The 12,653-nt window shown below is 33.3% G+C and carries 12 protein-coding genes; 7 read left to right on the top strand and 5 right to left on the bottom strand.

The genetic code is table 11. From position 1 onward, the window contains the following. Positions 1–25: 25 nt before the first annotated feature. The 4 genes from ACSVDA_RS11680 (at position 26) to ACSVDA_RS11665 (ending at position 5,750) form a co-directional block, all read left to right on the top strand. Complete coding sequence (locus tag ACSVDA_RS11680) at positions 26–3,040, top strand: AAA family ATPase (RefSeq protein WP_485883374.1); 3,015 nt, start codon at positions 26–28, stop codon at positions 3,038–3,040. Then, the gene (locus tag ACSVDA_RS11675; protein WP_485883372.1) at positions 3,037–4,254 is read left to right on the top strand and encodes an MFS transporter; all 1,218 of its coding nucleotides are present in this window, start codon (positions 3,037–3,039) and stop codon (positions 4,252–4,254) included. The genes ACSVDA_RS11680 and ACSVDA_RS11675 overlap by 4 nt, the downstream gene beginning before the upstream one ends. 57 nt (positions 4,255–4,311) lie before the next feature. Continuing rightward, positions 4,312–5,259 (top strand): 3'-5' exoribonuclease YhaM, encoded by a 948-nt coding sequence (gene yhaM, locus ACSVDA_RS11670; protein WP_485883370.1) that lies wholly within the window; start codon positions 4,312–4,314, stop codon positions 5,257–5,259. A gap of 278 nt (positions 5,260–5,537) precedes the next feature. Continuing rightward, entirely contained in the window at positions 5,538–5,750 is a 213-nt protein-coding gene (locus tag ACSVDA_RS11665) for a sporulation YhaL family protein (protein WP_485883369.1), read from the top strand. A 45-nt stretch (positions 5,751–5,795) separates the two neighbouring features. On the opposite strand, the gene ACSVDA_RS11660 is transcribed toward ACSVDA_RS11665, so the two are convergent. The 3 genes from ACSVDA_RS11660 to ACSVDA_RS11650 all read right to left on the bottom strand — a co-directional run bounded on the left by ACSVDA_RS11660 (position 5,796) and on the right by ACSVDA_RS11650 (position 8,398). Further along, complete coding sequence (locus ACSVDA_RS11660) at positions 5,796–6,656, bottom strand: peptidylprolyl isomerase (RefSeq protein WP_485883367.1); 861 nt, start codon at positions 6,654–6,656, stop codon at positions 5,796–5,798. 416 nt (positions 6,657–7,072) lie between these two features. Further along, positions 7,073–7,252 (bottom strand): hypothetical protein, encoded by a 180-nt coding sequence (locus tag ACSVDA_RS11655; RefSeq protein WP_320208281.1) that lies wholly within the window; start codon positions 7,250–7,252, stop codon positions 7,073–7,075. A 606-nt stretch (positions 7,253–7,858) separates the two neighbouring features. Then, entirely contained in the window at positions 7,859–8,398 is a 540-nt protein-coding gene (locus tag ACSVDA_RS11650; RefSeq protein ID WP_485883365.1) for a DUF3267 domain-containing protein, read from the bottom strand. 358 nt (positions 8,399–8,756) lie between these two features. Between ACSVDA_RS11650 and ACSVDA_RS11645 the strand changes: the two genes are divergently transcribed. Continuing rightward, on the top strand, positions 8,757–9,131 hold the full coding sequence (locus tag ACSVDA_RS11645) for a DUF1878 family protein (RefSeq protein ID WP_485883364.1): 375 nt from the start codon (positions 8,757–8,759) through the stop codon (positions 9,129–9,131). 3 nt (positions 9,132–9,134) lie between these two features. On the opposite strand, the gene ACSVDA_RS11640 is transcribed toward ACSVDA_RS11645, so the two are convergent. After that, positions 9,135–9,719, bottom strand: coding sequence for an HTH-type transcriptional regulator Hpr (locus tag ACSVDA_RS11640; protein WP_485883362.1), 585 nt, complete (start codon positions 9,717–9,719; stop codon positions 9,135–9,137). A gap of 176 nt (positions 9,720–9,895) precedes the next feature. On the opposite strand from ACSVDA_RS11640, the gene yhzF reads away from it, so the two are divergent. After that, a complete protein-coding gene (yhzF, locus tag ACSVDA_RS11635; protein WP_485883515.1) occupies positions 9,896–10,081 on the top strand; it encodes a membrane protein YhzF in 186 nt (61 codons plus the stop codon). Between the two features lie 62 nt (positions 10,082–10,143). On the opposite strand, the gene serC is transcribed toward yhzF, so the two are convergent. Further along, a complete protein-coding gene (gene serC, locus ACSVDA_RS11630) occupies positions 10,144–11,229 on the bottom strand; it encodes a 3-phosphoserine/phosphohydroxythreonine transaminase (protein ID WP_485883361.1) in 1,086 nt (361 codons plus the stop codon). A 174-nt stretch (positions 11,230–11,403) separates the two neighbouring features. Here serC and ACSVDA_RS11625 point away from each other — a divergent pair, with 174 nt between their 5' ends. Then, positions 11,404–12,297, top strand: coding sequence for a hypothetical protein (locus ACSVDA_RS11625; RefSeq protein ID WP_485883359.1), 894 nt, complete (start codon positions 11,404–11,406; stop codon positions 12,295–12,297). Positions 12,298–12,653: the final 356 nt, after the last annotated feature.

The following is a 12,653-nucleotide window of genomic DNA, read 5'->3' as shown; positions in this document are numbered from 1 at the left end:
CATGGAAATAAGCGGGTGATTGAACATGAAAATTATCGGTATATACATCTATGGATATGGAAAGCTTGATCATATAGACTTACAGCCACTTGGTGATATTCAAGTTTTTTATGGGAAAAATGAGGCAGGAAAATCTACACTTCATTCATTTATCCATAGTATGTTATTTGGTTTTCCTACTAAGCAACAGAGTGAAAATCGATACAAGCCAAGATTAGGGAGCAAGTATGGTGGTCGCCTTGTGCTTGAAACAGAGAAGTATGGTGTTGTAACTGTTGAAAGGTTATCAAGAAAAGGTGAAAGAGCTGTTACAGTTACGTTTTCTGATGGTACAAAGGCTGGAGAAGAAGCATTGCAAATGATTGTTCAAGGTATGGATAAAGCAAACTATCAATCGATATTTTCATTTAATATTCATGGATTACAAAATATACATACAATGAAAGCTGAGGATTTGGGTCGTTATTTATTTTCATCTGGCGCTGTAGGAACAGATGCCATTCTTTCAGCTGAGCAAAAGCTTTCAAAAAAGATAGATGAGTATTTTAAGCCAAATGGTAGAAAGCCGTTAATTAACGAGATGCTACCTCAACTAGCTGAACAAAATAAACAGCTTCTACAATGGCAGGAAAAAAGTAATCAATACAAAAATTTAATGAATCGTACAACAGTAATAAAGGAAGAACTACAAACGATAAAGGTAAATAAAAAAAAGCTTGAACAAGAAACAGTGATCGTAAAAAAACTAACTGAGCTACAGCCATTGTTTGAAAAAAGAGCATTATATCGTACACAATTAGACAAGCTACCGACATATCTTCCTTTTCCTGCTGATGGACTTATCCGCTTTGAACAACTATATGCTGAAAAAACAGCTTATGAAGCACAATATCATACTTTATTTGCAAAACGAAGAGACCTTGTTGAAGAGCAGCAAAATGAAGCGGTAGCTGAAGGCATGTTAATAGCTGAAGAAAAAGTTCAAGAGGTCAAGTCGAATTATAGTTTATTTCAAGCTATGTTGGAAAGACAAAATGAATTATCTGTTCAAATTGATCAACAGCAAAAAGAGTTTCATTTTGAGCTTGCAAAGTTACCTTTTGATCTTGACGAAACACATATTCTTCAAATCGATGCTGGTTTACTAAAAAAAGATCAACTTTCTACCCTTATACAAATTGAAGAAGAACTGGCTCATGACAAACGAGTGTTAGATGAGCGTTTTAATCGTGCAAAGGAAGATTTAGAAGATAGTGAACAAAAGCTCATTGAATTCGAACAACAAACCTTACAGGATGAACAGCGTGACAAGTATGAGAAACAAATTTCACAGCATAGTTCACTGCAAGTGTTACAGCATGAGCAGGAACATTTAGCAAAGAGTTATGCTCGCTTAACTCGAAAAGTTGATACGATTAAGGTTGTTGAAAAGAAGAAAAAACAACGGATAAATTTAGTCAGTTATTTGAGTATCTTGTTGCTTTTTGGACTTGCTGGCGGAGCGTTCTATACTGGTAACTGGATCATGTTATTAGGTGGAATTGTTATCCTATTTATCCCACTGTTACTTAGATTCAATGAGCCGTCCGATAAAATATTGTTAAAAGAGCTCGAGAAAGAAAAAGCTGAGATAATAAGCGCAATTGATGAAAATAAGCAACAACTTTTAAATTTGTCAAATGATCACCTTTCAGACTTAGAACGAATGTTAGCGAAAGATGACCATTATAGGCAATTACTTGAGATCGAAAAAATAGCAGTTGAACAACGTGGTAGAACATATGAAAAGATCGTTAAGAAATTTACAGATTGGGAACATGACAAGTTTGTATTTTCTAATAAGTTGCATAATTTAGATTTAGGATTTCCTATTAAAGAGGATGTTTCAGCTAAGCAATTATATGAAATATTACTTATTATAGAGAAAATAAAAGAATTGATAATAGGAAAGCAATTGATAGCTGAAAAAAAACAATTGTTAGATCATAATATGAATGAATTTGATGCTAAAGTGGCTGAGATAGCAGATTTATTCCAAATCGATAAGAATGATAACGATATAAGTGTAACGCTATACAATATTGATAAGCGATTAATGAAAGAAAAGGATAAAAAAAGGCTGTTGCAAGAAAAAGTAAAAAACATAAATGCATTAGACGATGAACTGCATGAGATTATGACTAAAAAAAATCACTTACACAATGATATTGTGCATCTATTCCAACTTGCTGAAGTCCAAGATGAAGAGCAATTTCGTTTGAAAGAGAAAGCATTTAAAGATAGTCAACAAATATTAGAGAGACTAGCAATTGTTGAGGCACAAATTTTAACTCAACGTGGAGATGAGTTAACTAATCAACTCCCTAGAGATCTAGCCCCTTTATCAGAGCAGGTTGAGAAGTATGATAACGAGCTCAAAAGCATAATTATGAAAGAACAAAGCCTTATTGAAGAACTCTCAGAATTAAAGGTCCTTCTTTCTCAACTTGAGGAGGGAGGAACATATGCTGAATTACTACATAAATTTGAGAGTGAAAAGACACAGCTTCAAGAGGATGCGAAAAAATGGGCGAGCTATGCATTAGCAAAAAAAATTCTTACGAATACTATTGATCATTATCGTCATGTACGTCTACCCAATGTACTAAAAAACACGACAGCATATATGAAATTATTAACGAATGAAGAGTATATCGAAGTGTTGCCTCCAAATGAAAACAATAACTTTTTATTAAAACGTAAGGATGGCCTTTTTTTTCAACCTAATGAAGTAAGTCAAGCAACTGCCGAACAAATGTATGTAGCACTACGTCTAGCACTTGCAGAGCAAGTAGGAAAAGGAGAAAAATTTCCGATTATTATTGATGATAGCTTCGTAAATTTTGATCGTGATCGGTTAGCGAAGTCAGTCGAGTTAATTAGAGTTATAGCTAAAAAGCATCAGGTTTTATTTTTTACATGCCATGAATATATACTTGACTATTTTCATGAAAACGAAATTATCTTATTGGAAAATAAGGCTGAAAGGATAGGTATATGAATTCAACACACGATTCTACATTTAAACGTGGTCCACTTTTGTTGTTAAGTACTAATTTATTTATTATTATGGTTGGGATTGGCTTAGTCATTCCAATATTACCTTTCTACGTAGAAGCATTCAATGCTAATGCTAGAGTATTAGGGATGCTTGTTGCTGTTTTTGCGTTTATGCAATTTTTATTTGCACCTCTTTGGGGGCGCCTCTCTGATAAAATTGGCAGAAAGCCCCTTATTACAATCGGCCTCTTTGGATTTGCTGTAGCAGAATTTATATTTGCTTATGCAACAGGCTTGTGGATGCTATTCCTGTCTAGAATTCTTGCTGGAACATTTGGTTCTGCTCTTATGCCAACTGCAATGGCGTATGTATCAGATGTAACTAGTGAAGACAAACGTGGTCAAGGAATGGGTATTCTAGGAGCCGCAATGGGTTTAGGTATTGTAGTCGGTCCTGGTATTGGAGGATGGTTAGCAGAATTTGATTTGTCTTATCCATTTTTATTTGCTGGCATTGCAGCGACTATAGCAGGTATTGTATCAATGCTTATCTTACCTGAATCGTATACGAAGGATATGCGAGCTCAGACTCAAATACAAGAAAAATCTGCTAACCATTTTGAACTATTAGTTAAAGCGCTTGTCAGTCCTGTAGGTTTCCTATTAGTGCTTGTTTTTATCATGAGCTTTGGTTTAGCGAATTTTCAATCAATCTTTGGATATTATTCTATGGAACGGTATCAATACAGTCCAAGTGAAGTAGGAACGATAATACTCATTGTCGGGTTAATTGGTACAATTGCACAAGGAGTATTAGTAGGTAAGTTAGTAAATCGTTTTGGAGATGAAAGAGTAGTAACAGGGTCGTTGTTGCTTAGTGCGATTGGCTTCGTAATCATGACATTTGCTAACAGTTATAGCATGGTTATTTTGACAACTAGTATTTTCTTCCTTGGGAATTCAATTTTGCGTCCAGCACTAAACTCCCTTATTTCTAAGCTTGCTGGCAATAAACAAGGTATGGTCATGGGGTTAAATAATTCATTTCTAAGCTTAGGAAATGTTGCAGGTCCATTAATTGCAGGTAATTTGTTCGAGGCAAATATACATTTACCATATTTCTTTGGAGCATTGATCATGGTAATTGGGATGATTTCAATGAAAGTTTGGTTATATAATAAACAGCGGAAAGTTACTATTCACGTCGAGGATTAATGAATCATGATATAATGAAATGAACTTATATATAAGTGAATGAGGGGGAGTGAACACATGTCGTCGAAAGGAATTTTACATTTTGATGTTGGCGAGCAGGTTGACGTGTTTCTATTGATAAAATCTGCAACAAAAGGTATAGCTAGTAATGGAAAACCATTTTTAACGTTAATCTTACAAGATAAAAGTGGTGATATTGAAGCAAAGCTGTGGGATGCTTCCACTGAAGATGAGGACGTATATGCAGGTGAAAATATTGTTAAAGTTGTTGGAGATATACATAATTACAGAGGAAGAAATCAATTAAAGCTTCGTAACATTCGTCCTGCGAATCAAAGTGATGGAGTTAAAATGTCTGATTTTATCGAGATAGCCCCTCTGTCAAAAGAGTCAATGATAGACAGTATAACCCAATTTATATTTGAAATGAAAAACCCTAATATCCAGCGGATTACTCGACATCTATTAAAAAAATATCAGCAATCTTTTTTAGAGTATCCAGCTGCTACAAAAAATCATCATGAGTTTGTCTCTGGACTAGCATATCATGTCGTTTCCATGCTTGATTTAGCAAAAGCAATTGCTCAACAATATCCTTCTCTAGATAAAGACTTGTTATATGCAGGTGTAATTTTACATGATTTAGGAAAGGTAATTGAATTATCTGGACCCATCTCAACAGTTTATACTGTAGAAGGTAATTTATTAGGTCATATTACAATCATGGTAAATGAAATAGGTAAAGCAGCTGATGAGCTCGGTATTGATGGTGAAGAAGTAATGGTACTCCAGCATTTGACTTTGAGCCATCATGGCAAAGCTGAATGGGGGAGTCCAAAGCCACCAATGATAAAGGAAGCAGAAATATTGCATTATATTGACAATATAGATGCCAAAATGAATATGTTGGACCGTGCACTAGAACGTGTGAAGCCAGGAGAGTATAGCGAAAGGGTTTTTGCGCTTGACAATCGATCATTTTACAAGCCTACTTTTCACAAGTAAAGCCTAACACTTAACAACTATGCTCAAAGTTAGCTGTTCACTATACCCACCTTCATTAACAATAAACACAATATCTTGTCTATTGCAATAGTGATAAATGCTTGTCCCTATGCATATAATCAATAAAGAGTTGAAAGCACAGCTAGAGCGTATGCGAGCGTCTACGTCAGGTTTGTAGGCTCTTTATTGAAGTACAATCGTTACTAATGATTTGTATCTAAGTAACGATTCATTTGACAACAGTCATTGAATCTTAAGTTAAAGGCAGGGGATAAAGCATGTTTATCATTCCTTGGTGGGTATTATTGGTCATCTTAGGGATTTTGTTTTCTGGGTATATGTCCTTTCATATTACGATGAAGGAGCGGAAAATAGAACAAACCTATATTGAAAGAGAAGGAAATGTTTACATGGAGAGAATGAAGAAAGAGCGTGAGCAGAGAAACTTGAATCGGGAGTTAATTAATGAAGAAAAAACGAATCGCTCGTAATTAATTACGAGCGATTCGCTATTGTTATATGAGACATTGTCATTATTATTCATTCGTTTTAAATAAATCTTTTAAATCAGCGTCTTTCACTTTTACTTTGGCAGCTTCTACGTCTTCTAAAATTACTTTATCAACAAAATCTGGTTGACTCATTTTAGATTCGCGAATTTGCTGAGTAAGCTCATCTTTCATTTCGTCAAGTGGTTTAACTGTTTCAGTTAATTTGATGATATGGAATCCGTGTTCACTTTGTACTGGATCGCTTATTTCGCCTTCTTCTTTCAGTGCAAATGCAGCTTCTTCAAATTCTGGTACCATTTGTCCTTTTCCGAACCAGCCTAAGTCTCCACCGTTTGCAGCAGAAGCATCAGTAGAGTACTCTTTTGCTAAGTCTTCAAATGATTCACCTTGATCAAGCTTGTCCTTCACTTCTTTTGCTGTTTCTTCATCAGCAACTAATATATGACTAGCTTTAATTTGTCCTTCCATACTGTCATGTAACTGTTTGACTTCTTCGTCGGTAACTTCGATTTCATCTTCACGCTCTTTTGAAGCTTTTTCTGTCAAAAGTCCTAATTTAATCGTTTCTTTAAGTTGCTCTTCATCTTTATAACCATATTGCTGAAGAAGCATTTCAAATTGTTCCCCGTATTGATCTTTTATTGTTTGAAGTTGCTCATTAATTTCCTCATCTGTCACTTCGTATTTGTCCTCTAAGATCTTTGTAAATACGATTTCTTTTAAAACATCTTCACCAACTCGATCCTTCATTACATCATAAAATTCATCTTTAGTAATATTTCCTGCACTTGTTTCTACGATCACTTCACTATCTCCAGCATTATTACATGCAGAAAGTGCAAATATACTTGCTGCTGCTGTGAATGCGATAAACATTTTCTTCATTAAAAACACTCCTATATCGGTAAATTAAATGATATCTAAGCCACAACAACTACTATAACATATTTTGAAATGAGAAAGAAATTATTTTATTTTTCAGCCCTTACAAAAATAGAAGATCTTGTATGGTAGTTTGATCATTAGTCGTTACTGTAGTCAGAATTCAGACCATTAATCTATACATAGTTCCAGTGACATTATAAACACCGGAAATGATAAGGGGATAGACTCCAAATATTGTGTTTGTATTAGTAAGGATCTTATCTAACGGCTGTTTTCGCAACGTTTGTTGTTTTTCGTATTAAGAAATAAACCGTACTAAAAACAACAAAAGCCGACAAATTAATCTGTCAGCTTTGAAGTGAAAACGATAAATAATTTACAAGTCAGCTTGATCGTTTATTTCGGGTAATGAGTTATCAAGTGTACATGACTTCAACATATGATGAAAGTAGCAGGATAGTTATAAGGACATTGATTGTTCGAAATACTTTTGGCTGGCGCTCTTCAGGAATCTCTTTTTGAATACATAAAGTGTTTGTTAATTTATTAATATAATATAGGACAAATATCGCGAAAGGAATAAAATATATTAGCAATTTGAGATTCCCTCCCTGGAATTTAATTGATGATGCTCAACATCATTTAATATTTAGTTGAACATTTTGTATATGTTTATAACAATATCAAAAATTTAGCAAAAAAGATACCCTTATACTTTGTTATTGTATTAAAGCTTTTGATTAACGGTCTAATACACACGTCATTTTTGAGCTTTTTTTGTAAACTTTGTTGCTTTTTATATATTTTATAAAGCTAAATAGTGGTTTATACGATTGGCATTAAGTTTAAGAACAAAAGATACCGTAAACACTAATTTAATCCACGTTTATGTCTTAGTAAGAGGCACATTTCGTAAACTTTATATCTAATTTTGCTAAAAAGAGACTGTACGATGAGTATTATGAGAGATCAATAATTGTAAAAGTAGGGATGTATACTTGCTTATATCTAATAACGAAAAACAACAATCAATGTGAAAACAGCCTAGTAAGAAAAGCTATAATTAACGAAATAACAGGCTTTATTTTGATAACATACGTGAATGAGTGAACTACCTTGTATTTGAGGCCTTAACAATAGTGAAGAGCATCCATATTTGTTGGATGCCCTTAAGAAAGCTATTGTAGTAAGTCGCTGTACGGTTAATTACTTTTTACTAAAATATCATATCCGTCTTCAATTTCTTCAATAACTGAGCGTTTAGGAGCACTTATAAATTGCTTTAAGCATATAAAGTCTGGTACACACAAACCTAAGTTAGCTGCTGCGATAATTGAAAAATAGTGGATATAGCTTGGGAACATCACAGCTAGAAGCAAGCATATGGATGTAAACATGACAAACGGTGTTAAAAACACCAGTATAGACATTGTTTTAGATATCATATTGCAAAATCGCACTGTGAATATCGGAATGATTGTAACCCATTTTAATTCAATTTTTACTTTCTTTCTCATAAGTATAAGAGGTATAGCATGCAAGCATTTATGAAATACTATGGTCATAAGTAATGCTATGATAAAATAAATAAATCTATCCCCATGCAACTTAGTTGAAGAGTAATATAAATTTAATGGTAAATAAAATAATATAAATGTACTTAACATTGTTAATAGTGAAATGAGTATGATTCGATGGAATCCAACATCTCGAGAAAAATTGATTGTTTTCCAACAATTCATATAATCACCTTCCGAACTATAAGATTGCAGTCCTAAATGAGTTATAATATAAAATCTATAATCTATAATCTACGAACTTACAAACATACTTTACGCTCATTTGTTGAAAAAATCAATAGCTGTTACAAAACTATCAATATTTATGCTTAGACTAGGTTTTTAGTATTAAAAAACATGTATAAAAATAGACTTGGAATCTTCTTTTCTTCTTTAAACGACGACTCTTACGCAATCTTCTAATTTAGGAACGATAGCAACAAGGTTACGAAAAAAATTTTATTAAAAATAGTTGTTATAGAGAACTTATGAAAAGATGTTGGTACTCATGTATCTTTTTAGATATTATTGTATTAGAAATATGGAAAAATTAAAAGTAAATGCTATAGAAGGGAATAGTAGTATGGATGAACTTATTGCTCGAATAGAAAAGATAGAGTATTATCAAACACTATTACTGAAAATGGTTGAAAAGGATCATATGCCATTTTATCAAATGGTTATTAAGGAACAATTATCAAAAGCAGATGTAGATGAAATTCTATCAATTTGTGAAAAGTTGAGCATAAAACTTGAAGAACAAAAAGCGGAAGGCCTATTAGTATTTACCCCGCTTCTTATTGAATTTTCCAAAACAATCCAATTCAAAATGAATGTAAAAGATACAGTAACTGCTATGTTAAAACAACAAATGTACACTCCGTTGATGGAAGAATTTATGAAATTATTAAAATAGACTTTAGTTATCTTCAATAATTTCTTGTAGCTGATTGTGCTTTCTAATTTTTCCATCCACTTCAACAAATTCTTCTTCAATATTCTCAAAAGATTTTTCAAAAATCCTCATGAAATCGTCTCCGTAAATACTACGAATGATACACATTACATCAGTAAGTTCAGGGAATTTTCCATATAAATCTTTTATTGGAAGTGCACCCTGAAAGGTAGAATGTCTTGTTGGGTCGTAACTCTCCATTAACTCTAATAAAATTTCTTCTCCCTGACTAGTAATTTTTACATAGGTATTTCTTTTATCATTCTCTTTTTTGGAAAATTGCAATAAATTTCGTTCTTCCAATTTCTTAGAAAAGTTGAAGGCAGTTGAAACGTGCATGACTCCGAATTTTGCAATCTCTGAGATGGAGGCACCATTTAAATGGTAAGCAATCCATAATATATGATGTTCATTAATATTTAAATCATATGGTTTAATCCAGTTTTGCCAATCCTTTTCGATAGTCTTCCATAGTGCTTTACCGAGTTGAGCCATTCTTTGGCTAAATAACATAGCTTCTTTCATAGAAAAATTATTTTCTTTCGTCACAACTAGTCACCTACTTTTCTTTGGATTTTTTATTACAATCTATTATGCCAATAAAATAAAAATTAATAAAGGATTAAATTTCGGAAATTTTAAAATAAACGAAATTTATTTAAATCAAAACACATAGTTGTTCTGAAAACACCATAATATCAATTAAGGGGGGGACTGCATTGACAGTGTTAATCTTGTTATTGTTTGTTTTAAGTCTATTATTCTTTGTTGGCATGATAAATTATTTCTCACTAATACAAAGAGCTGTCGCCTACCCACCTAAACAAATACTTCGTCAAAAAGCAGCTGTCCTAGGTGGAGGTGGATGTGTTTGTTTGCTATTAGCTCTATCAATCATTTACTTTAGATGATGAAACCCCGACCAAAGATCGGGGTTTTTATAAATTTCTTCTAATAAAAATTATTTGTGAGTTTAGAGCTGGTTCCTCTTATAAAAGCCGTTCATGAAATCTGCTAAGGTTTCACAAGCTTCTAGTGGTACAGCGTTATAAATTGATGCACGACACCCTCCGACAGAGCGGTGCCCACTCAAACCGAAAAAGCCTTTTTCTTTAGCCTCGAAGAGAAACTTCTTTGTTAACTCTTCAGAAGGTAATGTAAATGTTACATTCATTTTTGACCTGCTATCCATCTTTGCATGAGGCTCATAAAACCCATTACTATCGTCAATACAACTGTATAGAAGAGAAGCTTTTACATTATTAACTCTCTCTATTCCTTTCACACCACCGTTATTAGCCAACCACTCAAGAACAAGTGATAAAGTATATATTGCAAATGTAGGAGGAGTGTTATATAAGGAATTTTTGTCAGCATGTGTACGATAGTTAAGCATCGTTGGTAATTCATCAGTGACGTTAGTGAGTAGATCTTTTTTTAGAATGACAACCGTAACACCAGATGGTCCAAGGTTTTTTTGTGCACCAGCATAAATCATTGAGAATTGCTCCACATTAATTTCATGGCTTAAAATATCACTAGACATATCTGCAATAAGCTCAACATTGTTTAACTGTGGATATTCCGACCATTGGGTACCATAAATTGTATTATTTGAAGTAACATGTAAATAAGCAGCATTATCACTTACTTCTAAATCATTAATAGATGGAATGTACTTGTATTGGTTATCTTTACTAGATGCAGATACATGGACATGCCCGATTTTTTTAGCTTCAGCTAAGGCTTTCTCAGACCAAGATCCTGTCAAAACATAGTTAGCAACTGTATTTTTTGAAAGTAAATTCATTGGAATCATTGTAAACTGAAGACTAGCTCCACCTTGAAGAAATAATACTTCATATTCATCTGAGATGTTAAGTAATTGCTTTAGTAGAGTTTTTGCTTTTTCATGAACGGCATCATATTCTTTGCTACGATGACTAAGCTCCATGACAGACATCCCAGTTCCTTGGAAATTGACTAACTCTTGTTGAGCGATTTGTAGAACTTCTAGTGGTAGTGCAGATGGTCCAGCATTAAAGTTGTATGCACGCATCACGTAATATCCTCCTCAAAAATGTTTTGTTACGTTAATTGCTTAAATTGTTTATATAGTACCATGAAACGGTAATGAAGTAAGCTATTATTTTAAAGTTTTCGAAAATTAGCTAAGATTAGTTAACAAAATACAAATATGAACTTACATGAATTCAAAAGGGGAGATATATTTTTGTACCGTGAAAACAAGCCGTTTATTATTAGCCCTTATGACCACCCAGACATTTATCCAGGACCAAGACCACCTAGCTCATTTGTTTTTATGAATGGTAGAGTCCATAAAATTGAAGAAGCAAATAATACTAAAATTGAACAACTTTCAGTTCATGTTGCAAATAATAGTCACCCACTAGGTTCATTTTTAACGGGTGATGGAGAGGTACTCAACATTGGGGAATTGTTAGAGTCAGAAGGAGTAAGTTCTATCGATAATAGATTTCCTGTCGTTGCTTATGGATCAAACGTATGTATTGCACAACTTGTGTACAAATTTGGCTTAAATCAAAACTCGAAACAAATACTCATTTGTATGAAAGGGACGATGGTTGATTCAGATATTATTTTTGGCCCATTTTTAGCTCCTTACGGGGCATTACCAGCAGTAATTGCACCAAATCGTGGTGCACAAACGGAAATATGGCTAACATTCTTGGATAAGGATCAACTTGAACTTATGGATAGAACAGAAACCGGATATGAACTTAGAGAACATCTTAATAGAAAACTAACACTTCAAACAGGAGAAACGTTTGAAAAAGTATATGCATATTATTATCCATATGCTCTGAAGTTAGATGGAACATATTATCGTTTTAATGATATTTCCAGCATTTCTACTATTCCATCAGTATGGCAAGCGGATATGATAAACCGAATAAAAGATCTATACGGTTTTACTGGAACAAGAGAAGAGTTTATTCATCTATTAAGGTGGAATGATTCTTTTCATAGAACAGTAGAAGGGTTTCTTTCTCAGTATGAAGATTTCTTTGATCACGAGGATTGGTTGAAAATATCAGAAATAACACCAGTTCGTGCAATGATCAGAAAATTTAGCGATTATTGAATATAGGGGTTTGTTGTTATCGTTGAATGAAGTTTAAATACAATTTGAAAACAATAAAACGATGACAAACTCATAGAATTGCATTTAGTGTAATTTAGTAAATAAAAAGGCTCTTTTCGTAAACTTTGTTGCAATTATCACCAAATTCGTACCATAGGAAGTGGCTCTAAATGTTAGTTATCATGTTTCAGAATAAAAGGTACTACGAACTCTAGTTGTATGCGTGTTTATTTCCTAAAGACAATCAATGCGAAAACAGCCTTACGTAATGAGCCTATTTATAATAAGAACCATAATCTGTCCTATATAGAATATCCTATATAGGACAGATTATGGTAGCTGATTACCTTTTAAAT

The sequence above is a fragment of the Cytobacillus sp. Hm23 genome (genome assembly GCF_051842895.1).
Taxonomy (GTDB): domain Bacteria; phylum Bacillota; class Bacilli; order Bacillales; family SM2101; genus Nanhaiella.
The sequence above is the reverse complement of the archived record's forward strand: the minus strand, read 5'-3'. Positions and strand labels throughout refer to the sequence as shown.

Bases quoted from the DNA above. Each gene is read 5' to 3' on its own strand.
- ACSVDA_RS11660 (WP_485883367.1), bottom strand. From the start codon at position 6,656: ATGAAGAAAATGTTTATCGCATTCACAGCAGCAGCAAGTATATTTGCA.
- ACSVDA_RS11680 (WP_485883374.1), top strand. From the start codon at position 26: ATGAAAATTATCGGTATATACATCTATGGATATGGAAAGCTTGATCAT.
- ACSVDA_RS11650 (WP_485883365.1), bottom strand. From the start codon at position 8,398: ATGAATTGTTGGAAAACAATCAATTTTTCTCGAGATGTTGGATTCCAT.
- ACSVDA_RS11675 (WP_485883372.1), top strand. From the start codon at position 3,037: ATGAATTCAACACACGATTCTACATTTAAACGTGGTCCACTTTTGTTG.
- ACSVDA_RS11665 (WP_485883369.1), top strand. From the start codon at position 5,538: ATGTTTATCATTCCTTGGTGGGTATTATTGGTCATCTTAGGGATTTTG.
- yhaM (WP_485883370.1), top strand. From the start codon at position 4,312: ATGTCGTCGAAAGGAATTTTACATTTTGATGTTGGCGAGCAGGTTGAC.
- ACSVDA_RS11645 (WP_485883364.1), top strand. From the start codon at position 8,757: ATGGAAAAATTAAAAGTAAATGCTATAGAAGGGAATAGTAGTATGGAT.
- serC (WP_485883361.1), bottom strand. From the start codon at position 11,229: ATGCGTGCATACAACTTTAATGCTGGACCATCTGCACTACCACTAGAA.